This window comes from Tunturibacter gelidoferens (assembly GCF_040358255.1).
Taxonomy (GTDB): Bacteria; Acidobacteriota; Terriglobia; order Terriglobales; family Acidobacteriaceae; genus Edaphobacter; species Edaphobacter gelidiferens.
The window spans coordinates 1778588-1802181 of record NZ_CP132938.1 but is presented as its reverse complement, the minus strand read 5'-3'; the positions used below and the strand labels follow the sequence as shown (position 1 = coordinate 1802181).

25 protein-coding genes and 1 pseudogene are annotated in these 23594 nt (G+C 57.2%); 18 read left to right on the top strand and 8 right to left on the bottom strand.

What is annotated here, in order from left to right:
* The first annotated feature begins 7 nt into the window (after nucleotides 1-7).
* The gene (locus RBB81_RS08150; protein WP_353073332.1) at nucleotides 8-487 is read left to right on the top strand and encodes a hypothetical protein; all 480 of its coding nucleotides are present in this window, start codon (nucleotides 8-10) and stop codon (nucleotides 485-487) included.
* An 8-nt stretch (nucleotides 488-495) separates the two neighbouring features.
* Here the strand turns inward: RBB81_RS08150 and RBB81_RS08145 are convergent, their stop codons facing one another.
* A complete protein-coding gene (locus tag RBB81_RS08145) occupies nucleotides 496-2148 on the bottom strand; it encodes a hypothetical protein (RefSeq protein ID WP_353073331.1) in 1653 nt (550 codons plus the stop codon).
* Nucleotides 2149-2420: 272 nt separating this feature from the next.
* On the opposite strand from RBB81_RS08145, the gene RBB81_RS08140 reads away from it, so the two are divergent.
* The gene (locus RBB81_RS08140; RefSeq protein WP_179581475.1) at nucleotides 2421-3350 is read left to right on the top strand and encodes a transglutaminase-like domain-containing protein; all 930 of its coding nucleotides are present in this window, start codon (nucleotides 2421-2423) and stop codon (nucleotides 3348-3350) included.
* Here the strand turns inward: RBB81_RS08140 and RBB81_RS08135 are convergent.
* Nucleotides 3332-3856, bottom strand: a complete 525-nt coding sequence (locus RBB81_RS08135) for a DUF3455 domain-containing protein (RefSeq protein ID WP_353073330.1) — start codon at nucleotides 3854-3856, stop codon at nucleotides 3332-3334. The two genes, RBB81_RS08140 and RBB81_RS08135, sit on opposite strands and share 19 nt — an antisense overlap.
* Nucleotides 3857-3943: 87 nt before the next feature.
* Between RBB81_RS08135 and RBB81_RS08130 the strand changes: the two genes are divergently transcribed.
* From RBB81_RS08130 to ahcY, 4 genes are all read left to right on the top strand, one after another.
* Nucleotides 3944-5065 carry a bifunctional transcriptional activator/DNA repair enzyme AdaA gene (locus RBB81_RS08130; protein ID WP_353073329.1) on the top strand — a complete coding sequence of 374 codons (1122 nt, stop codon included), beginning with the start codon at nucleotides 3944-3946 and terminating at the stop codon, nucleotides 5063-5065.
* Between the two features lie 30 nt (nucleotides 5066-5095).
* Complete coding sequence (locus tag RBB81_RS08125) at nucleotides 5096-5380, top strand: hypothetical protein (RefSeq protein WP_353073328.1); 285 nt, start codon at nucleotides 5096-5098, stop codon at nucleotides 5378-5380.
* A gap of 416 nt (nucleotides 5381-5796) precedes the next feature.
* Nucleotides 5797-7119, top strand: coding sequence for an MFS transporter (locus tag RBB81_RS08120; RefSeq protein ID WP_353073327.1), 1323 nt, complete (start codon nucleotides 5797-5799; stop codon nucleotides 7117-7119).
* 216 nt (nucleotides 7120-7335) lie between these two features.
* Nucleotides 7336-8778 carry an adenosylhomocysteinase gene (gene ahcY, locus RBB81_RS08115; protein ID WP_353073326.1) on the top strand — a complete coding sequence of 481 codons (1443 nt, stop codon included), beginning with the start codon at nucleotides 7336-7338 and terminating at the stop codon, nucleotides 8776-8778.
* 127 nt (nucleotides 8779-8905) lie between these two features.
* On the opposite strand, the gene RBB81_RS08110 is transcribed toward ahcY, so the two are convergent.
* The 4 genes from RBB81_RS08110 to RBB81_RS08095 form a co-directional block, all read right to left on the bottom strand.
* Nucleotides 8906-9244, bottom strand: coding sequence for a hypothetical protein (locus RBB81_RS08110; protein ID WP_179581470.1), 339 nt, complete (start codon nucleotides 9242-9244; stop codon nucleotides 8906-8908).
* 198 nt (nucleotides 9245-9442) lie between these two features.
* Nucleotides 9443-10180, bottom strand: coding sequence for a DUF4397 domain-containing protein (locus RBB81_RS08105; protein WP_353073325.1), 738 nt, complete (start codon nucleotides 10178-10180; stop codon nucleotides 9443-9445).
* Between the two features lie 248 nt (nucleotides 10181-10428).
* The gene (locus tag RBB81_RS08100) at nucleotides 10429-13059 is read right to left on the bottom strand and encodes a PP2C family protein-serine/threonine phosphatase (RefSeq protein ID WP_353073324.1); all 2631 of its coding nucleotides are present in this window, start codon (nucleotides 13057-13059) and stop codon (nucleotides 10429-10431) included.
* A 117-nt stretch (nucleotides 13060-13176) separates the two neighbouring features.
* Nucleotides 13177-13485 carry a ComEA family DNA-binding protein gene (locus tag RBB81_RS08095; RefSeq protein WP_179581467.1) on the bottom strand — a complete coding sequence of 103 codons (309 nt, stop codon included), beginning with the start codon at nucleotides 13483-13485 and terminating at the stop codon, nucleotides 13177-13179.
* Between the two features lie 90 nt (nucleotides 13486-13575).
* Here RBB81_RS08095 and RBB81_RS08090 point away from each other — a divergent pair, with 90 nt between their 5' ends.
* The 10 genes from RBB81_RS08090 (at nucleotide 13576) to RBB81_RS08045 (ending at nucleotide 20192) form a co-directional block, all read left to right on the top strand.
* On the top strand, nucleotides 13576-13725 hold the full coding sequence (locus RBB81_RS08090) for a hypothetical protein (protein ID WP_179581466.1): 150 nt from the start codon (nucleotides 13576-13578) through the stop codon (nucleotides 13723-13725).
* An 89-nt stretch (nucleotides 13726-13814) separates the two neighbouring features.
* Nucleotides 13815-14156: a phosphoribosyl-AMP cyclohydrolase gene (gene hisI, locus RBB81_RS08085; protein WP_179581465.1), complete on the top strand. Its 342-nt coding sequence runs from the start codon at nucleotides 13815-13817 to the stop codon at nucleotides 14154-14156.
* Nucleotides 14153-15034 (top strand): ATP phosphoribosyltransferase, encoded by an 882-nt coding sequence (gene hisG, locus RBB81_RS08080; RefSeq protein ID WP_179581464.1) that lies wholly within the window; start codon nucleotides 14153-14155, stop codon nucleotides 15032-15034. The genes hisI and hisG overlap by 4 nt, the downstream gene beginning before the upstream one ends.
* A gap of 48 nt (nucleotides 15035-15082) precedes the next feature.
* On the top strand, nucleotides 15083-16342 hold the full coding sequence (gene hisD / locus RBB81_RS08075) for a histidinol dehydrogenase (protein ID WP_353073323.1): 1260 nt from the start codon (nucleotides 15083-15085) through the stop codon (nucleotides 16340-16342).
* Entirely contained in the window at nucleotides 16339-17445 is a 1107-nt protein-coding gene (gene hisC, locus RBB81_RS08070; RefSeq protein ID WP_179581462.1) for a histidinol-phosphate transaminase, read from the top strand. Before hisD ends, hisC begins: the two co-directional genes overlap by 4 nt.
* Nucleotides 17442-18053 (top strand): imidazoleglycerol-phosphate dehydratase HisB, encoded by a 612-nt coding sequence (gene hisB, locus RBB81_RS08065; RefSeq protein ID WP_353073322.1) that lies wholly within the window; start codon nucleotides 17442-17444, stop codon nucleotides 18051-18053. The genes hisC and hisB overlap by 4 nt, the downstream gene beginning before the upstream one ends.
* A gap of 47 nt (nucleotides 18054-18100) precedes the next feature.
* Nucleotides 18101-18712 carry an imidazole glycerol phosphate synthase subunit HisH gene (gene hisH / locus RBB81_RS08060; protein ID WP_179581460.1) on the top strand — a complete coding sequence of 204 codons (612 nt, stop codon included), beginning with the start codon at nucleotides 18101-18103 and terminating at the stop codon, nucleotides 18710-18712.
* Between the two features lie 3 nt (nucleotides 18713-18715).
* On the top strand, nucleotides 18716-18997 hold the full coding sequence (locus RBB81_RS08055) for a biotin/lipoyl-containing protein (protein ID WP_260736720.1): 282 nt from the start codon (nucleotides 18716-18718) through the stop codon (nucleotides 18995-18997).
* A gap of 3 nt (nucleotides 18998-19000) precedes the next feature.
* Complete coding sequence (gene hisF, locus RBB81_RS08050; protein ID WP_179581458.1) at nucleotides 19001-19774, top strand: imidazole glycerol phosphate synthase subunit HisF; 774 nt, start codon at nucleotides 19001-19003, stop codon at nucleotides 19772-19774.
* Between the two features lie 184 nt (nucleotides 19775-19958).
* Nucleotides 19959-20192, top strand: coding sequence for a hypothetical protein (locus RBB81_RS08045; RefSeq protein WP_353073321.1), 234 nt, complete (start codon nucleotides 19959-19961; stop codon nucleotides 20190-20192).
* 94 nt (nucleotides 20193-20286) lie between these two features.
* Here RBB81_RS08045 and RBB81_RS08040 read toward each other — a convergent pair.
* Nucleotides 20287-20624, bottom strand: a pseudogene (locus RBB81_RS08040) (DMT family protein).
* A gap of 57 nt (nucleotides 20625-20681) precedes the next feature.
* Here RBB81_RS08040 and RBB81_RS08035 point away from each other — a divergent pair.
* Together RBB81_RS08035 and RBB81_RS08030 are read left to right on the top strand one after the other, a co-directional pair.
* Nucleotides 20682-21380 (top strand): YggS family pyridoxal phosphate-dependent enzyme, encoded by a 699-nt coding sequence (locus RBB81_RS08035; protein WP_353073320.1) that lies wholly within the window; start codon nucleotides 20682-20684, stop codon nucleotides 21378-21380.
* The gene (locus RBB81_RS08030; protein ID WP_353073319.1) at nucleotides 21377-22777 is read left to right on the top strand and encodes an APC family permease; all 1401 of its coding nucleotides are present in this window, start codon (nucleotides 21377-21379) and stop codon (nucleotides 22775-22777) included. The genes RBB81_RS08035 and RBB81_RS08030 overlap by 4 nt, the downstream gene beginning before the upstream one ends.
* Before the next feature lie 228 nt (nucleotides 22778-23005).
* On the opposite strand, the gene RBB81_RS08025 is transcribed toward RBB81_RS08030, so the two are convergent.
* On the bottom strand, nucleotides 23006-23593 hold the full coding sequence (locus RBB81_RS08025) for an outer membrane beta-barrel protein (RefSeq protein WP_353073318.1): 588 nt from the start codon (nucleotides 23591-23593) through the stop codon (nucleotides 23006-23008).
* Nucleotide 23594 lies beyond the last annotated feature (1 nt).

The window sequence follows — 23594 nt, the reverse complement described above, 5'->3', positions numbered from 1 at the left end:
TCAACCTATGGCGCCAGCAAAGAACATGCAGGAGTTAGCCGATAGCGAGCTCGCCTCTTTGGAGCAGGTGAGGTCGTCTCTCTCAAAACTCTGGCTGATCTCCGCATTAGTGATTGGCCTGGTACTGATTGCCCAGTCCTTGTCGGGCCATTACGGGGAAGATCCTGAGCCAGCGTGGAAGTGGTTTCTGGGGTCGGTCATGCCGACGGTGGGCGTTATCGTCGGTGCGCTCTGCTACACGGCGCTCGACGCGCGACGGCTGAAGTATGTGGTGAGACGATCTTTTTTGAGGCTGTGTTATGCGCTCTCGATTGTCTACCTGCTGCTGGTCGTACTGACCATCGCGATAGAACCTTTCGTCGCGGCGGACTCTTTTGAGCTGATGCGAATCTCCAAATACTGGCTGGCTCCTGTTCAGACTCTGGTGGCTTCAGTGATTGGGGTGCTGTTCTTCAAGGCGGCACCACTGGAAAGCTCGCTGACGTAATGCGTGTCTCAGCGGAGCGAGAGAGCTGACCAGATACCTGCGTTTTTGAGCTGCGTACGAGCGTCCGGCGCGCTGTCCTCGACAAAGAGCGTGCCGTGGTCGAGGTCTCGCCTGAACTCATAGATGAGAGCCGTGCAGTTGTAGCCGGGAGCGATGGCTGTGGAGGCGACTGAGCTGTCGAGTACGTTTGACCCCTCTGTAATCCATTGCCGCGCCTGGGTCTGCTCCGGCATTGCGCCACTCTGACTGAAAGGTTTGTTCGAGATGACGAAGACGATGACCCGGTAGAAGCCAGGGCGAGCGTTGAAGAGAGCCTTCGCCCATTCCTGGAGAGAAGGTTGGCGCAGCTGTACCTTGCCCAGAGCCCAACGATCCGGAGGCGGCAAGGGCGCGCCGGTGGAGTCGATCTGCTCGATTCGTGTGACAAGGGCGAATCCACCGGGGACGGAGTAGTAGCTGTGCTCGACGTAGCCTTTGGATTCCAGCGCAGAGAGGAGAAGGTGATTGGCATCGTCGATCGAATGCAGGGGAGGCTGCTGCTTGAAGAGGTCTTCGGGAAGAACCTGCATACTGGTGCTGGGTGGAGGCGGCCAAGGGAAAGAGGGCGAGAGGGGCCGTGACGGCGCTTCCATATTTTTTTGGAATTCGTCCCGCATGCTCTGGTTAGCCGACGCGGAGTACCTGTTTTGCTGTTCGACGGTGCGCTGCATCGACTGCAGGATGGAGAGCGTGCCCGAACGAGCGGCTACGGCGCCATCCGCTGCGAGGACCCGACTCCTCGCTTGAATGAAGACCGGTTGTTTAGGGTTTTTGAGATAAGCCTGAGAGTACGCCATGTAAGCATTAGAGAAGAGTTGTCCGGTTGCGGTGGAGGAGTAAGGCTCGAGGTTGGCGACTGCCTCATAAGTGACTCCCAAGGAATAGAGCCTGTAGGACTCGTCCAGTGGGTTTGGGAGAGGGCCTTTGTGGGTCAGCATGGTGAACATATCGAACCACCGTCCTTGTTGGCCGAGCAGGCTGGCTTCGCGAAGCGATCCTACGGGAAGAGGCACCTCGATCTCCTGCTTGCCGCCGAAGAACTCTTGCGTGAAGAGGCTGATGAAGTTGTCGACCAGCCTGGCGTTTAGCAGCTCGGCGTCTGGACTTTGAAGGGTCGCGCGCCCGGAGTCAAGGGACGCCTCGACGTTGAAGGTTTTTTTGCTGTCCTGGGTGGCTCCAGGCTCGCGCAGGACACATGTCACTGTCAGGAAGCCATTCCAGTTGTTGTCGGCAGCCGATTGGGGTTCCGAGGTCGCTTTGGGCTGCTCGGGCGGTGCGGCCTGTGCTCTTGAGTTCCGGTAATTGGAGAGAGAGAGATCGATTCGGGTGGCTATGTCAGAAGCGTTGACGACAGAGATTCCGCGCGAGGCAAGAGTGGCCGCAACCCTGGTGGAGAGGCTGGTTGCCAGTTCGGGGTAACCGACTCCGCTGATATTGAACGCCACGCGCTTCTCGAAGAGAGGGAAATCAGGAGGCGTTTGCTTGACCAGTTTGGCGGTGAGGCGATCCGTAGTGCCGAACCCCTGCGCTGTTGCCTGAGCCGTGCAGACCTGGAGCGTGCAAAACCCTAGGGAGATCGCAAGGAGAGCGCGGGTATAGCGATTTGGCAGAGGGCTTTGCATTTGCAGGGCCTCGGAAGTAAACGGACCTTACGAGATGCGCCATTTTACCGAAAGAGCCTCAACCTGTCGCCGAGTCAAATTTTCTGCACGGCGCGATGTACGCACCGTCGCGTTGCCCTTTTGTGTGAGGTCACGCCGCGGGATCGACTCGAACTGGTGAACTTGCTTCTTTCTTTTTGGTGGTGGGGTTCAGGGGGAGATGCAGTAGACTGCTGGCTATCGCTTAATTGCATCACATTCAATACCAACCCCAATAGAGATGAGGGTTTTCGATGCTTGTTAAGTCTGAATACGATATTGAATTTCATCTTCCTATGCCTACTCCAATGGTGGCGATGTTGCATCTGCACCCGTCGCTGGAGCCCCAGGTGCGCGCGGGGAATGAACTGAAGGTCGAACATATCGACCAGGACGCGAAGACAGATGTTCCGTTGTCGGAGTACCACGATGTGTTTGGGAATCGGTGCACGCGGTTTGTTACGCCGGCGGGTGCGATTCGTTTGAGCGGGACGAGCGTTGTGGAGATGGAGGGGTTGGCCGATCCGATCAACGCCTATGCGCAGCAGGCTCCGGTGGAGAATCTTCCGTCTGAGGTATTGCAGTTTTTGCTGGCGAGCCGGTACTGCGAGGTGGACATGTTTGGGCCGATCTCGCAGGATCTCTTTGGCTGGATGACGCCGGGGTGGACGAAGGCTTCTGCGATACGCGACTGGGTGCATGAGAAGGTGATGTTCAACTACAAGACGGCACGGCCGACGAAGACGGCGATGGATGTTTATGCGGAGCGGATTGGAGTTTGCCGGGATTATCAGCATCTGGCGATCACGCTGTCGCGGTGCCAGAATATTCCGGCGCGGTATGTGACGGGGTATCTCGGGGATATTCGCTGGCCCTATAGCGGGGCGGGGGATTTTAGCGCATGGTATGAGGTGTTTCTTGATGGGCGCTGGATGACGATGGACGCACGGCATAACGAACCGAGGGTGGGGCGAGTGCTGATGGCTGTGGGACGGGATGCTGCGGATGTGGCGATTACGACTTCATTTGGGAATGCGATTTTGACGAACTTTTATGTGGACAGCTATGAGGTGCTCGCGGATGGGACGACGGTGCCAAGCCTGCCAGGTGCGATAGCGCAGGAGCCTCTGGTGACGTCGGCGAATCGCGGCTCGGCGGGAGCGGTTCAGGGTTTGGCGGAGTAGAAGGTGTAGGTGGCGGTGTAGGGTACGCGGGTGGTGGCGGTGCGGTGTTGGGCGTCGCACCCGGTGGTGGGAGCGATGCCGCCGTGGGTGTCAGAGCGGCGGATGAACTCTACGCGGGTCATGACGCCGGAACCGGTGGGGCTGGCGGCTTTGAGGAGAAGCCAGGGGATCGCTCCGGGTTCGGGAGATGGGCTTTTTTGCAGGAGCTCGCCCTTTGTGGAGCTGCCATCTTTCGAGATCCAGATGGGGCCTGCGCCGTGGGTGCCGACTACGAGGCCGGATTCGTCAGTGAGGGTGGCCTCGGGGGCCTTGAAGATCCATTGGGGGCCGGAGTCGGTTTGCTGGCAGGCGTAGATCTGTGCTCCCTTGCCGGTGACGGTGAGGATGGGGCGTTGCGTGGGCGGCGGGATGGTGATTGACGGATCGGTGGGGCTTTGAGCGGAGGAGAAGGCCGCAAAGATGACAGTTGCGGAGACGGAGAGAGGGAGAGAGGTTCGCAGTTTCATCGACCGTAGTTTACGCCGTAGAGGTTTCACTACTTTGAAGACACGAAACGGAGTGTGCGGATCTTCGGTGGGTGGGAGGATACTGGAATGACAGAGACAATGACGATGACGAGTGCAGCGAAGAGCGATGTGGTGGTTCCGAGTTACTTTCCCGGGAAGCAGTGGCAGCAGGTGCTGGGGCGGGATGCGAGCGCGGATGGGCAGTTTGTGTACGCCGTGAAGTCCACGAAGGTGTATTGCAAGCCTAGCTGTGCGAGCCGGCGGCCTTCGCGGAAGAATGTGACGTTCTTCCCTACCCCGGCGCTGGCTGAGGCTGCGGGATACCGGGCTTGCAAGCGGTGTGAGCCGGAGAGTGCCGAGGCGAAGGCTGATCCGCAGGCGGGTGCGATTGCGGCGGTGACGGAGTATTTGAAGGATCATGCGGAGGAGAGGACGAGGCTGGCGGATGTGGCGAAGGCTACGGGCGTGGGGCGGCTGACGATTCTGCGTGGGTTCAAGCGCGTGCTGGGGGTGAGTCCGGGGCAGTATGCGAAAGAGGCTCGACTGGAGCGGTTCAAGAGCAAGGTGAGGGAGCCGAAGAAGGTGAAGGCTCCGATTACGGATGCGATCTATGAAGCGGGGTTCGGGTCGAGCAGCAGGTTGTATGAGAAGAGTAAGGCGACGCTGGGGATGACTCCGCGGGTGATGCGGGAGGGTGGGGCTGGGTTGTTGATTCGGTACTGTACGGCGGCTAGTCCGTTGGGGCGGATGCTGGTAGCGACGACGGATGTGGGGATCTGCTCGATTGCGTTTGGGAAGGATGATAAGGAGCTGATTGCTGGGTTGCGGGAGCAGTTCTCGAGGGCGCAGCTGGTGGTGGCTAAGGGAAATACGGGATGGCTGGCCGATGCGGTGGCGTTTGTGGCTAGTCAGCTTGGGGAGCATCCGCTGGCGGCTACGTTTCCACTGGATGTGAGGGCTACGGCGTTTCAACAGCGGGTCTGGAAGGCGCTGCAGGCGATTCCGCGGGGGGAGACGAGGAGTTACTCGGAGGTGGCGTTGCAGCTTGGTGCGCCTACGGCTTCGCGTGCGGTGGCGGGGGCTTGTGGGGCGAATCCAATTGCGATTGCGGTGCCTTGCCATCGCGTGGTGGGTAAGGGTGGGGCGATCACTGGATATCGATGGGGCGTTGAGCGGAAGAGGCGGCTGCTGGAGGCTGAGCGGGCGTGAGGTTTGCTGGTGAGCGACAATGATTGCACGATGAGTGCTGCCAGGAGCAAACCGCTGCCGGATGGGTTCAAGAGTTGGATCATAGCGAGCGTATCGGTGCTGCTGTTTTCGCTCATGCTCTTGCTCGGGGATATTGTTGCGGCGTTCGCTTATTTTTCCGAGAAGACGAATCCGCTCTGGGTCACGCTGCTGGGAGTAACGGGTGCATTCGGCGTGGCACTTGGGTTCGCGGGGCTGTTTGTGCTTTTGGCGTTCGCAGGATGGCGATCTTATTCAGAGTCAAAGCGAGTGCAGATTATTCCGCCGGCGCGTTAAAGCGATAGCCACGACTAATGGATCGATCCGTCGAGAGTGAGACAACGCTAGAAACTAGCGCCTCCCCCGCCGCTATCTCCAGCGCCGAACCCAGTGAAACCGGAGTCGGACGGAAATGGGGACTGTGTCAGAGCTGGGAGGATTTAGGTAGGGATTCGGCGAACTGCCGGTGTTCCAGTAACGTCCCCATGTTTTCGCAACTCGCTTTTCGGCTGACCGACAGTGTCGGCAGCTCTGGAGGTATTGAGAATGCGCAGGACAGTACTGGGGAGTGCGCTCCACACCCAGGAGCTTGCGCATAAGTCTTCAAACTGAACATTTGGGGATTGTACTCACAAAGAATGCTCTCAATTACTGCCTTGTGTTCACCCGAGAAGATTCTCGATCTTGCGCACGTGAAAGATTAGAGTAAAGCGATGTCGAAAGCGGTTCCTGAGATGGCGGTGGATGGACGGGCGCTTTATTCGAAGATTACCTGGCGGCTGATTCCTTATATTTTTCTGCTTTACATTGTGGCGTATTTGGATCGGGTGAATGTGGGGTTTGCTGCTTATGATCTGCAGCAAGATCTGCACTTCAGCAATACCGTGTATGGGACGGGCGCGGGGATTTTCTTTCTTGGGTCGGTGCTGTTCGATCTGCCTAGTAATTTGATGCTGACGCGTGTTGGTGCGCGGATATGGATTGCGCGGATCATGATCTCTTGGGGCGTGATCTCGACCTGCATGATGTTTATGCACTCGAAGGAGTCGTTCTATGTGCTGCGGTTTTTACTGGGTGTGAGTGAGGCGGGATTTTTCCCGGGGATGATTATTTACCTGACGTATTGGTTTCCTACGCAGGAGCGGGCGCGGGCGGTGGCGAAGTTTATGACGGCGACTTCGCTGGCGGGAGTGGTGGGTGGGCCGCTTTCGAGTTATCTGCTAAAGCTGGATGGAGTGGGGGGATTGGCAGGTTGGCAGTGGCTGTTTGTATCGGAGGGAGTTCCTACGATTCTGCTGGGGATATCGGTGCTGTTTGTGTTGAAGGATGGGCCGTCGAAGGCGGGTTGGCTGCGGCCTGAGGAGCGCACGTGGCTTGAGGGGGAGTTGCAGAGGGATAAGGAGCGGTTTGGGGCATCGACGCACCATAAGCTGCTCGATGCATTTCGATTGCCGGCGCTTTGGGTGCTTGCGGGTGTTTATTTTGTGAGTCAAGTGGGTGTGTACATCGTGAATCTGTGGATGCCGCTTATTCTGCAGAGCTTCTCGCATGGCGGGGAGCGAGATGCGATCTTGATTGCGCGCTACGCGACGTTTCCTTATCTGGCGGCAGCGGTGATGACGGTGGTGGTGGGGTGGAGTTCGGATAGACGGAATGAGAGGCGATGGCATATTGCTGGATGTCTGACGTTGTCGGCGGTGGGGTTTGCGTGGGCAGCGTGGGCGCATGCTTTGGTAGTTGCGTTGTGCGCGATGACGCTGGCGGCGATTGGACTCTGGAGCATGATGGGGCCGTTCTGGACGTTGGCGACGAGCATGCTGAGTGGGACGGCGGCAGCGGGGGCGGTGGCGATCCTGCAGATGATTGGGGGAGTGGGGGGATTTGCGGGACCATATATGACGGGGCGGCTGCGAGATGCGACGCAGAGCTTTACCGGGGGGCTGTATCTGATCAGTGCGATGGCGCTGGGTGCTGCGGGGCTGGCTCTGGTGGCAAGGAGTAAAGAGACTCGGGCGATTGCGGAGAATGAGCACTAGGCTATTTTCGTGGGCCAAGTTTTCTTGATTGCTTTGCATCCCTGAGATGTCTAACGGCTGCGTGATTTTGATAAACACAGAGCATGGTCATCTCACTGAAAAGACTTAGGAAGAGTTCGATGGGGCCAATTGCAGCGACGCTTATTTCATCGGGGAATAATGGTTGCGATGATATTCTGGATCAAGTAAAAATTCAGCATTTTGAGGTTTCCTATTATGGCGACAGCGACAGTCGATAAGGCAGCAGCGGACTACAAAGTAGCCGATATTTCTCTGGCGGATTTTGGCCGGAAGGAGATTGAGATCGCCGAGCAGGAGATGCCCGGGTTGATGTCGATCCGCAATAAGTATGCCGCGGGTAAGCCGCTGGCTGGCGTTCGCGTGACGGGCTCGCTGCATATGACGATCCAGACGGCTGTACTGATTGAGACGATGGTGGCGCTGGGCGCGAATGTGCGCTGGGCGAGCTGCAACATCTTCTCAACCCAGGACCATGCGGCGGCGGCGATTGCGGCGGCAGGCGTGCCGGTGTTTGCCTGGAAGGGCGAGACGCTGGAGGAGTTCTGGTGGTGCACGAATGAGTCGTTGAAGTTCCCTGATGGAAAGGGTGGACTGCTTGGTCCACAGCTTGTGATCGATGATGGCGGCGATGTGACGCTGCTGATCCACAAGGGCGTTGATATGGAGAAGGGCGACAAGTGGATTGACTCGCCTTCGAGCTCGACCGAAGAGGATGTGATCAAGGCTCTGTTGAAGAAGGTGCATGCCGAGCATCCGAGGCGCTGGCGGGATGTGGCGAAGGAGTGGCGCGGCGTTTCGGAAGAGACGACGACGGGCGTCCACCGGCTCTACAAGATGCTCGAGAAGGGCACCCTGCTGGTTCCGGCGATCAATGTAAACGATTCGGTTACAAAATCGAAGTTCGACAACCTGTATGGCTGCCGCGAATCGCTGGTGGATGGCATCAAGCGCGCGACTGACGTGATGATTGCGGGTAAGGTTGCAGTCGTTTGCGGATACGGCGATGTGGGCAAGGGCTCGGCTGCTTCGCTGCGTGGCCTTGGGGCGCGAGTGGTCGTAACGGAGATCGATCCGATCAATGCGCTGCAGGCTGCGATGGAAGGGTACGAGGTCACGACGATTGAAGAGACGCTGGGCCGTGGCGATATCTACGTTACCTGCACGGGCAACGTGGACATCATTACCGTTGAGCATATGAAGCTGATGAAGGACCAGGCGATTGTGTGCAACATCGGCCACTTCGACAACGAGATTCAGATGGAGCCGCTGAATGCGCTGAAGGGCGTGAAGAAGCTGAACATCAAGCCTCAGGTGGACAAGTACACGTTCGAGAGCGGCAACAGCATCTTCGTTCTGGCCGAGGGCCGGCTGGTGAACCTGGGCTGCGCGACTGGGCATCCGAGCTTTGTGATGTCGAACAGCTTTGCCAACCAGACGCTGGCGCAGCTTGATCTGTGGAAGAACAAGGATACGTACAAGATCGGGATCTACATTCTGCCGAAGAAGCTGGACGAAGAGGTTGCACGGCTGCATTTGGAGAAGATCGGCGTGAAGCTGACGACGCTCTCCAAGAAGCAGGCGGATTACCTGAGCGTTCCGGTGGAAGGACCGTACAAGGCGGATCACTACCGGTACTAAGCTTCAAGACGAAACAAAGGGCCGCTGAGGAGTTCCTCGGCGGCCTTTTTGTTTTGCTGCATGGAGAGAACAAGGCACGTTCATTCAGTATTCAGGATTGCAGTGGAAGATCGGGGAGGCGTATCCGTTACCGCACCTTGTTGTTGTGCTTGTCGCGGTAGATGCGGCGGGATTCCTGGTTCTGCTGCTTGTGAATCGTCTGGCGGTCGGATTTGGTGAGCTGGCCGTTGTCCTGGGCGCGCATACCGCGCTCTTCTTTATTGATGCCGGCTTCCTGATGCTCGAGGTGAGCGGTTTCGCCGGCGGTAAGCTGGCCGCTCTGAACGCCCTGGCCGATACGCTGCTGTTGGTCGGCTTTGCGCTGGTTGATGTTGTAGTCGTTCTGGCCAGGGGTGGGGGTCTGCGCGAAGATAGCGGCGGGGGCGAGAGTGAGAGAGGCGATGAGGGCAAGTTTGGTGAGGTTCATGGTGGCGCTCCTGTAATTTATTGCGGTCGCTTCAATCTTGCTGCTACCGCTTACGGAGGGAATAGACACAGGGGCTTTGCGGGTGTTGTGGTAAATCGAAGAAGTATATTTCTTCGAAACGCCGCGACTTTCGCGCGCTCTATGGGTATGCGCGAGGCTTGCTGTGGATTTACTTTGCGAGAACGGCCTGGCGGGCGTTTAGTTCGTGGCGGGGTCGAAGTCGCTGGCGGTAATGACCTGGAGGCCCGGTGCGGAGGCCGGCTGTTGATCGATGAGGATGATGGTGTGGGCTGAGCCGGAGGAGTATGTGACTTGCGAACCGTTGTAGATTGCGAGAGAGGAATTGGGGGGGACGGTCCCTGCGGGCAGCATGACGAAAGAGTAGGCACCGGCCGGGATGTTGAGGTAGCCGGTGTTCGCGCCGAAGGGAATGCTAGTCACGATGGGCGCGACGGCGGTGAGTCTCTGACCGGCGGGGACGAGATAGATGTCGACGGCGCCCGAGCGCGTGGCCTGGTTGAGGAAACGGAGCGCGATCTGGCCCGGGGGTGCGGGTTGGCTCTGATCGGTGAGGGTGAGCTGTTGCATGGAGGCGGCGGTGCTGCCGATGAGAACGGTGTATTGGCCGGAAGAGGCGAAGTTCATTCTGGATATGGAGAGAAGCTGCCTGGTTCCGGCGGTGTTTGCAGCGATGGTGTCGCTGCCGGGCGAGAGCGGAATGTAGGAAGTGATGGTGCCGAAGCCGAGATTGTGAGCGAGGGCGTTGGAGCCCTGATAGATGTCGAGCCTGGGAGCGTCAGGGGAGGCGGTGACGACGCGAACCTGAGGTGCGGGAGCGGTGTTGACGATGGCTCCGCATCCGCTAAGTGTGAGCAGGATCGCTATGGCCGCGGCGACGCGAGCGACGGGTCGGACGAGATGAATGAGATTGAACATAGACCGTCGACTGGTGATCCTCAAGTTGATGGAGGCGCCGCGCTGCTTCCACTTTACTCGATTTCACTACGCAGGAGAGTGCAGAACGGATGGAGGGTATGACCAATCTGTGGGATACGGGGTAATCATCAGATTTTGTTTGTGATTGCCAGGACTTTGTAACGCGCGAGTCGGACCGATTGCCGCACGGTGCAGAGATGCGCTGATTCACTTCATAAAGCGGCGTGACTGGATTGCGGTTGGAGATTTCAATTATTGGTAGCTGTGCGGCTGATGGTGCAGACGAGGAGGGTCATGTCGTCGTGCTGCGGAGCCCCGGCGGTGAATTTGTCGGCAGCGTCGAAGATGCAGGTGAGGAGTTGGTCAGCGGTTGTGGTGCACTCCGGGCGGTTGAGGAGTTGGCGGGCCGATGCAAGCATGTTGTCTTCGCCCCACTCTTCTTCATCGTGGTTCATGGCTTCGGAGATGCCGTCGGTGAAGGCGAGGAGGACGTCACCGGGATGCAGTTGGAGCGTCGCTTGGGAGTATTCGGCGTCGAGGAGGAGGCCGACTACGGTTCCGGTGGGTTCGAGGACGATGGTTTCGGTGCCGCGGAGGACGTAGGGAGGGTTGTGGCCGGCGTTGACGTAGGTGAGGAGATGGTTGATCGGATCGTATTCGGCGTAGAAGAAGGTGGCGTAGCGGTTAGCCGTGGAGGACTCATAGACGAGTTTGTTGACATTCGAGATGAGCGTGGCGAGATCGCTCTGCTGCAGGCCGGCTATGCTGCGAAGACTGGCTCGGAGGCTTGCCATGAGGAGCGCGGCGGAGATCCCTTTGCCAGAGACGTCGCCGAGGGCGAGGGCTAGACGGGAGTCTGCGATTGAGTCTGAAGGGAGGAGGAAGAAGTCGTAGTAGTCGCCTCCGACAACCTGAGCGGGGCGGCAGAATCCTGCGAGATCTACCCCTGAGAGTTTGGGATAGGTCTGCGGGAAGAGGCGCTCCTGGACCTCGCGGGCGATCTCGATCTCGCGAGAGATGCGTTCGCGCTGGGCTACTTCGGTGGTGAGGTTTTGGAGGAGCTCGGCGTTTTCGAGGGCGAGGCCGGTTTGGGAGGCGATGGTCTGGAGGAGCTGGCGGTCGGTTTTGGTGTAGGGCTCCTCGGAGCTTTTGGGGCCGAGGGCGATGACTCCGGCGAGGCGAGTGCGGCCGGGTAGCGGGACGAGGAGCTCAGTGGACAGGTCGTTGAGGGCGTTGCGTTCGGCGTCGGTGGCGTCGATGAGCCAGCTGGAAGGGTCGTCGCGATAGACATTGGCGGGGGCTTTAGCCCGGCTGAGCGTGGTGATGGTGGTCGAGGCGGCCGGGAGAGAGAAGAACTGGGGTCCACCAGCGGCGGGCATGGCCATTCCGGTGGCTAGTTGGAGATGATAGGTATCGCCGGAGCGGAGGAAGACGGCGATGCGGTCGATGTGCAGGGTTGAACTGAGGCGGCGTGTGATGGTTTCGAGGAGCGGAGCTACTTCGGTGAAGTTGCGGGCTTCGTCGGATAGCTCGGAGAGAAGCTGCTCGGTGGAGTAAGCCTCGCGGAAGAAGCGCTGGTCGATCATCTGTTGCAGACGTTTGGAGACGACGAAGCGGAAGGCGAAGAAGACTCCGATGATGCAGAGAATGCGAATAATGTCGTTGCGTTGATGGTCGGGGTGCCTGAAGAAGTCGTTGAGGGAGAAGGCCAACCAAATGGCGAGTCCAACTCGTACCACCGTAAGAGATTCGCGGGCGAAGGCGTAGCGGGTTCCCTGGCGGATGATGATGCGAAGATCCATTGCACGCTGTACGACGACAACGTAGGCGAGCGAGAGCGGGAACATAAGAAGAGTGAGGAAGACGGAGATATTGACCCACTCAGGGATTCCCTGTCCAACGTCGCTTTCGCGAAAGATGGATACCGCAAGGAGGAGAAACAGTGGGGTGAGTCCGACCGAAGTTCCGACTAAGAGAACGCGGAGGCGGCGACGGGCATCTCCGGTGGCTTGCCCGATCTTTGGACCGAGATTTAAGAAGAACCAACAGATTGCGATGGCGCTCAAGACATTTTCCGTAACGTTGACGGGGTACATGTAAGGAACGAACCAGGAGATCGAAGCGAAGCTCCACATGTCGCCGTAGTTGGCGATGAAATCCGTGGAGCAGAGGAGGATGAGGGGAATCGCTATGACCCATTTGACCCAGGGGAACTTGATATCGGTTTGTGAGCGATCAGGAAAGTAGACCCCAAAGAACATAAGGCAGATCGGCATTGCCGCCTGCGCCACGATATTCCAGGTCAAGGCGAGGGGAAGGAGGTAGGGTCCGACGATCAGGGTCGGGTTGATGATAAGAGCGTCGAAGTAGCAGAGGATCCCCAGAATTAGCCAGGCATTTAAATTTCTCGGACGAGCGAAGACCACCCACAAACCGATGAGAAGACAGAAGAAAGGCAATACGGCGAATACGACGTTGACTGAGATTTGGAAGGGCGAGAGCTTCTGGGACTGAGGCGCGGCTAGTCGGATGCTGGTTGATTCGATTGCTGCGTCAGAGCCGTGGCGGTAGGTGATTGTCATTGGGTCGCCCGGCGAGGCGCGACGGATTTGGCCGAGAAGCATACTGCGACTGGTGTACGGCTGGCCGTTGATAGTGAGGATGGTGTCGAAAGGTTTGATACCTGCGGCAAGAGCCTCTTCGCGGAGGTTGGTCGTGGTCGCCAGGCGCGCGCCGCTTTCGAACGGGGCTCGAACGATGGACTGGCCGTGCACGAAAACGTTGAAGTCGCGAATAGCAGCACCGTACGCATGCAGAAGCGCAAGTGCGGCTACGACGGCGAGAAGAAAATACTGGAGGCGTGCGGATCTCTGGGGCATAGGCCAGTTGGAGAGATGGTAGCAGCGGCGTGGGAGTTTCGAGGATAAAGATAACGGGTTAAATGGGACGGGCATCCTGGTCCGGATGCCCGCCTGAGCAAGGGCTCGAGCTACCGCCTATTTTTTGGGGTGGCTGGCGATGATCTGGTCCTTAATCTTGTCGTAAGTGGCCTTGGGGAGGACGCCCTTGGTGACGAGCTGATTCTTTGCGGTGTAGGGGCGTCCGTCGATGATGCGTTTCGAGTAAGCATCGCCGATGCCTGGGAAGGCCTTGAGCTGGTCAGCGGTGGCGGTGTTGATGTCGAGCGGCGCGGCGGCTGCGGCGGCGGCTGGCGTGCCTGCTTTGGAGGCCTGGGCAACCGAGAAGACCGGGGCGACGAAGAGCAGGAGCGCGGCGGCGAGAAGTTTGTGGCGAAGAGTGAGCATCTTGGATCTCCTACTTTGGGCTGAATACTTTACAGCGGAAGAGTACGAGAGTGTGTGGGCTGCGTCAACGAACAAGTTGGGTTAAGGGCGATGAAGTGTGCGGCTGGCGCTGCGCGGGTTGACTTCTCCAAGGCTGAACGCTACCCTGAAGGGGAGATGAGCAGACTGCACCTCCATCACGGCCATTCGCATCATCACGCAAAGAGCGTGTTGGCGGCTGTGTCCGGAGTGGCGAAGTAACGAACGCTTACTAAGGATTTCGAAAGGCCCGCTGACGCGCATACCGCGAGCGGGCCTTTTTCTTGCGCGGATGAAGATGGGAGACTGAGATGGTGAATACAGTGAAGATAGATTTTGCGAAGATGGATGGCCTTGTCCCGGGTATCGTTCAGGATGCGAAGACGGGCGAGATGCTGATGCTCGGTTTTTTGAATGAGGTCAGCTACGCGAAGACGCTGGAATCTGGATTTGTCACTTTCTGGAGCCGGACGCGGCAGAAGCTTTGGATGAAGGGTGAGACCAGCGGTAATCGGCTGCGGGTGATCGAGGCGTCGACCGACTGCGACAACGATGCGCTTTTGTTCAAAGTTGAAGTCGAGGGCGATGGGTTGGTTTGTCACGAGGGTACAGTGAGCTGCTTTACGAAAAATATTGCGATGGAGGCGAAGTGAGCGAAACGAAGCGGTTGAAGCTGGGAATACCGAAGGGCAGTCTGCAGGACGCGACGATTGCGCTGTTTGAACGCGCTGGGTGGAGGATCTTCGCTAACGGGCGGAGCTACTTCCCTTCTATCGATGATGCGGAGATTGAATGCATGCTGGTGCGGGCGCAGGAGATGGCGCGGTATGTGGAGCATGGGGCGCTGGATGCCGGGCTGACGGGTAATGACTGGGTGCTAGAGAATGAGACGGACGTGGAGTACGTCACGAGTCTGACTTACTCGAAACAAAGCCGTCAGAAGGTGAAGTGGGTCCTGGCGGTGCCGGAAGACTCACCGTTCCAGAAGCCGGAGGACCTTGCGGGGAAGATTATTGCTACTGAGCTGGTTGAGTTTACGAAGCGGTACTTTGCCGGGAAGAAGATTCCTGTGACGGTGGAGTTTAGCTGGGGCGCGACCGAGGTGAAACCTCCTACTCTGGCTGATGCGATTGTCGAGGTGACCGAGACAGGGTCGTCGTTGCGCGCGAATCGGCTGCGGATTATCGAGACGCTGATGGAGAGCGAGACCCAGTTGATTGCAAATAAAACGGCGTACAAAGATGCCTGGAAGCGGGAGAAGATTGAGAATATCTCCCTGATGCTGAATGCCGCGATTGCTGCACAGGGACGAGTTGGTTTGATGTTGAATGCGCGGAAGGCCGATTTGGAGAAGATCGTTGGTGAGTTGCCTGCGTTGAACTCGCCGACAGTATCGCAGTTGAGCGATCAGGAATGGGTCGCGTTGAATACGATTTTGGATGAAGCTTTGGTGCGCGAGGTGATTCCTAAGCTTAAAGCTGCAGGTGCTACCGGCATTGTTGAGTATCCGCTGAGTAAGGTTGTGCTGTAAGAAGATCGTTCCTGCTTTAGGCTAACGAGTTGCCTCTGGAGTTTTGTGATGAAGCTGGTAAAGACGTTTGGCCGCGGCAAAGATGCGGCAGATGCATTGATCGAATCGCTGGAGCGGCGAGGGGCTGTGAACACGGCGCGCGTGGAGCCAGTGGTGCGACGCATTCTCGCAACGGTGCGCAAGGGCGGCGATCGGGCGTTGGCGAAGTATGCGGTAGAGTTCGATGGGCTTGCGAAGGGTCAGACGTTGTTGGTGTCGCGGGATGAGATGAAGGAGGCCTGGGATTCGACTGCACCGGCACTGCAAGCGGCGATGATGGTGGCGCGAGGAAATATTCTTGCATTCGCCGAGGCGCAGCTGCCGCAGGAGTGGACGATCTCCCCGGTGGATGGAGTGAGGACGGGGCAGATCGTGCGGCCGTTGGGCAGCGTTGGCTGCTATGTGCCGGGAGGGCGCTATCCACTGCCTTCGACGCTGTTGATGACAGTGATTCCTGCGCAAGTCGCTGGGGTGGAACGGATTGTGGTGTGTTCGCCGAAGCCCGCAAAAGAGACAATGGCTGCGGCATGGCTCGCCGGGGTAACGGAGTTTTATCGGGTGGGCGGAGCGCAGGCGATTGCAGCTATGGCTTACGGCACGACTACTATTGAGCGAGTCGATAAGATTGTTGGGCCGGGAAATCTTTATGTGACTGCGGCCAAAATCCTGGCTTCGGATGAATGCGGGATCGATATGCCGGCTGGCCCAACGGAGATTGTGGTAACCAGTGAAAGCGGAAACGCGGCGGGGATCGCGGCAGATCTGGTTGCGCAGGCAGAGCATGACCCGGAGACGTTGGCTGTTCTGATTACGAGCAAGGAAGAGCTGGCGAAGGCTGTTGAGGCAGAGGTGAAGTTGCGGACGCGAGAGAATGAGATCGCGAAGCAGTCACTGGCGGCGCGCGGATGCTTATTTGTGACCGCCTCAGTACGCGGAGCTCAGGAGCTAACGAACCGACTCGCGCCAGAGCATTTAACCGTCGATTCGGAGGCGGATCTGAAGTGGGTTCAGAACGCTGGATCTGTTTTTGTCGGAGCGTTCGCGCCGCAGTCGATGGGTGATTACGTCTCAGGACCGAATCATGTATTGCCGACCGGGCGCTTCGGCCGAGTCCGAGGTGGATTGAGTGTGGTGGATTTTGTAAAGGTCATTACAATGCAGCAGTACACGAAGACAGGATTGAAGAAGTTGGGTCCCCATGCGATCGCACTGGCGGAAGCTGAGGGACTGAAGGGACATGCAGAGAGCGTGCGGGTGAGGATGAAATGAGTCTTGCTACTGACTTGGTTACAGATAGAAAAATCGTGCAGCCGCGCAAGGCTGTACTAGAGATGCCGGAGTACCATCCCCCGTTGGCTGGACGTGACGCGTTGCGTCTGGACTTCAACGAAAACACGTTTGCGCCTTCGCCACGGGTCGTAGAGAAGTTACTGGCGCTTACAGCCGAGGGGCTAACGAAGTATCCCGAGAGGGAACCGGTGGAGAGGGTCGTTGCAACGCATTTCGGATTAAAGACAGAGGAGGTACTGCTGACAAACGGCGTCGATGAAGCGATTCACCTTATGTGTGTGGCGTTTCTCGAGGCGGATGACGAAGCGCTGATTGCGACCCCGACATTTTTCATGTACGACGTGAGTATCAAGATGATGACGCCTCACCTGCGAAAGGTACAGGCAGATGCGACGATGGAGTTTCCGTTCGAACGCTTTATGTCTGCTATCACGGATAAGACGAAGCTGATTATCGTTGCTTCGCCAAATAATCCGACCGGAGCAACGGTGAGCAAAGAGCATCTGCTGGCGATCGCCGCTGCGGCTCCTCACGCGGTGTTGATGGTTGATGAAGCTTACTACCATTTCCACGGCGAGTCGATACTTGAAGATCTGTCGACGGTGCCGAACGTGATCGTAGCCAGGACGTTTTCAAAGGCCTATGGATTGGCTAGTTTGCGAGTCGGCTTGTTGGCCGGGAATGCAGCGCTTTTGAAGAGTCTGCGCAAGGTGTCGTCGCCGTATAACGTGAATGGAGTAGCGTTGGCTTGTCTGCCAGTTGCTGTTGCCGATGAGGAATATCTTTCCTGGTACACAGAGCAGGTTCGTATTGGACGGCAGAGAATGATGGATGGGCTGCGAGAGCTGGGGGTTCCCTTCTTTCCTAGTCATGCAAACTTTGTTCTTATGAATATTGGGCCAAAGCATGCGGCGCTGGTAGGCGCGATGAGAAGGCAAGGGGTACTGCTGCGAGATCGATCGACCGATCCTGGATGTGATGGTTTTGTGCGCATCACCATTGGAATTGAAGAACACGTGACGCGTGGACTGGATGCGTTGAAGACTTCCCTCCAGGAGATTGAATGGAGCGCTGCGGTATGACGGCGGCGAAGACTTTGAAGGTGCGCTCTGGAATAATCAAGCGCGATACTACAGAGACGCAGATCTCGTTGAGCCTCGTTATTGACGGGCAAGGTGCGTACAAAGTGTCGACCGGCATTCGTTTTTTTGACCACATGCTGGAGCTGTTTACGCGCCATGGAGGGTTTGATCTCACGTTGAAGTGTTCGGGTGATCTTGATGTCGATCAGCACCATACCGTGGAAGACGTGGGGATTGCTCTTGGCGAGGCATTTGGGAAAGCGCTGGGTGACAAGAAGGGCATCATGCGCGCGGGGTACTTTGTGATGGCAATGGACGAGACTCTTGCTGTCGCAGCGGTAGATCTTAGTGGACGAGTTGCTTATGTTGTCGACGATAAAGTGAAGGTGCGGCTGGTGGGAGATTTTCAGAGCGAATTGCTGGCCGACTTCTTCGACGGCTTCGCGCGCGGCGCCAAAGCAAATGTCCACGTGAAAACGATGTATGGGCGCAGCAATCATCACAAGATCGAGGCGATCTTCAAGGCGTTTGCCAGGGCGCTGCGTGGGGCCTGTTCTCGGGATGAGCGGATGAGGGAGATGTTGCCGAGTACGAAGGGACTACTTTAGCGGACTTAATTTTCTTCTTCGTCACATGTACGAATAAGGCTGATTGTATGATCGCGATTATCGATTACAAAGCGGGAAACCTGGCCAGTGTTGTAAAGACGCTGCACTATCTTGGTGCGCGCGAGATGGTGGTGACTCAGGATCCTGCGGTGGTGGCTGGAGCGGCGAAGGTGGTGCTGCCAGGGGTAGGACACTTTCGGGCTACTTCCCTGTTGTGCGAGCTTGGGTTGGCGGATGCGGTGCGGGAGAGTGTTGCTAAGGGCTCATGGTTCCTGGGGATCTGCGTTGGGTTGCAGTGGTTGTTTGAGGGTTCGACCGAAGCTCCGGGTGTGCAGGGGTTGGGACACTTTGAGGGAATGTGCGAGCGGTTCCCTGCTCTGTTCGAGGGCGCGGAGTTGAAGTCGCCACATGTGGGATGGAACTCGCTTGAGAGGGTGAGTGCTGATTCCAGGTTGATGCGTGGGATCGAAAATGGTGGATTTGTTTACTACACTCATTCGTGGCGCGCCCCGGTGATTCATGCAACTGCAGCGGTTACAGAATATGGCGGGGCGTTTACGGGAGTGGTCGAGAAGCACAATGTGATGGGAGTGCAGTTTCATCCTGAGAAGTCGAGCGCGGTGGGATTACAGGTTTTGAAGAACTTTGTGGAGCTGTAGAATATGCCTTTTTTGTATGAGTTGAAGATTGCGGCGGAAGAACCTTCTTATACGTTTGTGCAGCAGCTGGTGCCGGCCGGGTCGCTTGTGGGAACCGGGCAGGCGGTTTGTACGCTGACCGATGGGGCTATGGAGTTTCATGTGCCAGCGCCGCGGCAGGGTCTTCTGGTGGAGTGGTTTGTGGAGCATGGTGCGGTGATCGAGAATGGGGACTCGCTGGCTCGGATTGTATGTGAAGGCGAGTTGGTTGCGGTACCTGCGGCGGTGCCGATGAGGTTGGGATAGCCGATGCTGACGAAGCGGATTATTGCTTGTCTCGATGTGCGCGGCGGACGCGTGGTAAAGGGCGTGCAGTTCGTGGACATCGTGGATGCGGGGGATCCTGCGGAACTGGCGCATCGTCATGCAGCGGCTGGGGCGGATGAGATTGTGCTGCTGGATATTACGGCTACACATGAGGGGCGCGGAACACTGCTCGAGACGGTTAAACGGACGGCTGCGGCGCTGTTTGTGCCTTTCACGGTTGGTGGAGGGATTCGAAGTGCGGAGGATGCTGCGGCTGTGTTCGATGCGGGCGCAGATAAGGTGAGCATTAACTCGTCGGCGATTGCGAGGCCGGAGTTGATTGGAGAGATCGGTGGAAGCTTTGGAGCGCAGGCGGTGATTGTGGCGGTCGATGCTCGGCGAATTGAAGGACGCGGGGTGGAAGAGGCTGAAGTTTTTGTGAGTGGTGGTCGGAAGGCTGCCGGGCGACGGGTGTTGGATTGGGTTCACGAGGCGGAGGAGCGAGGGGCGGGGGAGATTCTGTTGACTTCGATGGATACCGATGGGATGCGGGGTGGCTTCGATTGTGAGTTGACCGCGATGGTGAGCGGGGCGTTGCAGATTCCGGTGATTGCTTCGGGTGGTGCGGGGACTGCAGGGCACTTTGTTGAGGTGTTTGGAAGGGGGAGAGCGGATGCGGCGCTGGCGGCTAGTATCTTTCACTTCGGCGTGACGGACTCACGGGAGTTGAAGGCGGAGTTGCAGCGTGCTGGGGTTCCGGTTCGGCTGCCCTGCTGATGTCCTGCCGGACGGACCTCCTACGCGGAGGGCGGTCACTTCCCTGAGCTTAAGTTCAAGCAAATCAGAGGTGGGATAGGCGGGGAACTTAGTCTTTTCCCAATCGTAGGACCGGATCAGGCGGGTAATCGTCTCAAGCCAAACATGGTCGAGAGCGCACTTAAGATTGTGGACGGCGTCACCGATGATTGTGGACGGCGTCACCGATGATTGTGGCGAGATCATCTCGAATATCTCTTTCCTCGATACCTGCAAAGTCGCACTCGATGTATTCACATCCACTACTCGCGTCTACATGAGCCGCAACGATCAGTCCTTTTTTCAGGCGGTGAATGCAAGATTCAAGATCCGCAATGTGTTTGTCGGCCCGTTTGATCTTGAGATGCGCACCTCGGCAGTAAGGCATGCAGAATCATAGCAGACTTATTCAGTCAAGTATATTATTACTTCTGTAAACCACTCCATCCAAATACTTTACGCCAAAAATACTCCCAGGGGGAGGGGGGTGAGGGTCAGCCGAGGTCTAGAACTTGTGAAACATAAAAAACGCGCCGGCCGAGGCACCCAAAGGCAGCAAAGTGGTTCCAGTGCAACTTGTCGCCAAAGTAAAAGGTCGAAAAGACGTCAAACACCGTCAGCGTAATCACCTCCTGAATCACCTTGAGCTGATCCGGACTGAAGGTCTTCGACCCGATCCGATTGGCTGGTACCTGCAGGCAGTACTCAAAGAGGCGATGCCCCAGCTGACCAGGATCACCTTCCACAGCGGCACCTCCTTGAACTTGAGGTGACCATACCAGGCGAAGGTCACAAAAATATTCGACCCAATCAGCAAAAAGATGGTCCACATAGTTCGTTTCTGTCTCCAGTCAATCTAATTGGAAGCTAACGATAAGATGCAAAGAGCATGTCCATCGCCGGAAACCTCGAGCACCTCCATCAACAGATTCACGAAGCCTGCCGCCGAGCCAATCGCTCCTACAGCGAAGTAGCCCTGATGGCAGTCAGCAAGGTCCATCCGGTCGAGGTCATCCTGGAGGCCTACGCCGCCGGACAGCGCCTCTTCGGTGAGAACCGGGTACAGGAGTTTCAAGAAAAATCTCTCCATCTCGCCGCACTGACTGACGCTGAATTCCATCTCATCGGCCCGCTTCAATCCAACAAAACAGCCCGCGCAGCCGAGTTATTCCACGCGATCGATGCAGTCGACTCGCTGAAGATCGCACAACGGCTGAACGCAGCCGCTAAAGCACTAGGAAAGAAGCTGCCAATCCTGGTAGAGGTTAAGCTGAGCCACGAGGAGTCAAAACATGGATTCGCTCCGGCAGAATTACCCGCTCTCCTGGATGCGATGGAGCCGCTCGAGTCGATCAAAGCCGTAGGCCTGATGACGGTTCCACCATGGTCCGAGGACGCAGAGCTGGCGAGGCCCTACTTCCGCGACCTTCGCGGCCTGAGAGACCAGTCGCTCGCTCGCTTCCCGAAGCTGACGCAGCTTTCGATGGGAATGTCGAACGACTTCCAGGTAGCCATCGAAGAAGGCAGCACCTGCGTCCGAGTCGGGACCGCACTCTTCGGCAAACGGATCGTGGCCAGCGCCGGATGAACTCCGAGCCCAGAGCAAATGAGCTCCATCGCGGCCTCTCAACCGGCGCTGCGCTCGGCCTCAACGTCATCGACATGGTCGGAGTCGGCCCGTTCGTCACGCTCCCTCTGATCGTCGGAGTCATGGGCGGACCGCAGGCGATGCTCGGCTGGATGATGGGTGCCCTCCTGTCTCTCTGCGACGGCTTGATCTGGAGCGAACTCGGCACCGCCTACCCTGAGGCCGGCGGCTCCTACGCCTACCTAAAGCACCTCTATGGAGAGAAGACCTGGGGCCGGGCGTTTTCTTTTCTCTACGCGTGGCAGGTCCTGATCAGCGCGCCACTCTCGATCGCCTCAGGATGCATCGGATTCGCACAATACGTCTCCTTCTTTCTTCCAAACGCGGGCCACCCTTTTGCATCCGCATCGCTTTTTGGGGTTCCAGTAGTACTAAGCGGACAGACGCTGATTGCGATGAGTGCATGCGTTGCTGCTCTGATCATTCTGCACCGGAGCATCTTCGCCATCGGTCGAATCGCACGCTGGCTTGGAGTCGTTGTAGGTCTCACGTTGGTGTTACTGATCGTGGTTGGATTTATGCACTTCAGCCCTCGTCTAGCCTTCGACTTTCCGCCCGGCGCCTTTCACATCAACCATGCATTCTTCGCGGGCCTCGGCGCTGGAATGCTGATCTCAGCCTACGATTATTGGGGTTATTACGGGGTCTGCTTCCTAGGCGCCGAGGTCCGCGACCCCGCAAAAACCATCCCCCGCGCAGTGCTCGGCTCAATCGGTCTTGTCGCAACTCTGTACGTGCTGATGAACATTAGCGTTCTCGGCGTGCTCCCATGGCGAGAGATGGCACAGTACAGCGACAGCCACGCCCGTACGTTTACTATGGCCGTCTTCATGGAGAAGCTGTATGGGCATACTGCCGCCGGAGTGATCGTTCTGCTAATCGCTCTGGCAGCACTTGCATCTGTGTTTGCGTTATTGCTCGGATACTCGCGTATCCCTTTCGCTGCTGCACGAGATGGTAACTTCCCTTCATGGTTTGGCGCGGTACACCCGAAACATCGAGTCCCAATGCATTCCCTTTTGACCCTCGGTGGCATAACACTGACGTGCTGCATCTTCAGGTTGCAGGAAGTCATCACGACTCTTGTAGTGATTCGCATTTTGTTTCAATTCCTACTACAGGGAACAGCCGCGTTGCTACCAAAGCATCGCCGCGAGCGCAAGACGCGAGGGTTCCGGATGCCAGCGTATCCGCTGCCTGTGCTGCTGGCGCTGGGTGGATTTGTCTTCATCCTCTTTTCACGACCGAACTTCCTGCGAGAGATGCGGACAGCCGGGCTGATCCTGGCAGCGGGCTCGGTTGTGTATGGATTTCGCTACAAAGGCATCCGAAGCTGATCCGAAAAGACCTACCTTCGGTATCAATTGTAGTTTAATCTGGCGGATCGCTTGGTACGGTCACCTGCTCGGTAAGATCTTTTTGCGAATCCTACCTAGAACGACATTGCTAGTCAGGTCAACGAGATCACTAATTTAGTTGTGTCCCATTAGTGAGTAAGGGGTGCACGGATAGACTACATGATTGAATTGGTAAAGCAGAAGTACTTAAAATCGACAGATGTCAAGCTACTTGAAACCAAAGTTATAGGTGACGCCGGTACTTACTCGGATATTGTTTTGGCGATCGTTCTTAGCGTTCGGGATCTGGGTGTAGACATAGTCAAATTGAGCCAGGGTAACACCCAATCGTCGCTTAAGTTGTGCGCTTACGCCTCCTCCTGCTGCTAGGCCAAACGAGTTGCGATTGATGGTGAACTGAAAGTTAACATCCTCCTTCGCGCCGCCAAACAGCGCTTCCCCGTAAGGAACAAATCTACTTGAGTTGCGGCGAGTGTATCGCGCACCAAAGAGATAGTTGACGATGGTGATATTCTGAGAAGTGTTGTCCACCTGGTTAGCATGCGCAACAGCAATATCCGCTACAGCGGCCCACCTCGGGGTCACGTTCATGAGTATTGTTCCGCTGCCTCCGCTCAGCGAGAAGCAGCCGCATTCGCCTGGAGGGGCGTTCGCATGGAAATAGTTATAGTTGGCTCCGAGCTCGAATCGAGGTATGTCGTCGTGAATCCCGCCCATGGATATGGCCTGGGCATGCAGAATCCCGGACAAAACGGATAGAAGTGCCACTAACAGGACGCTTCGAAGATGCATCATC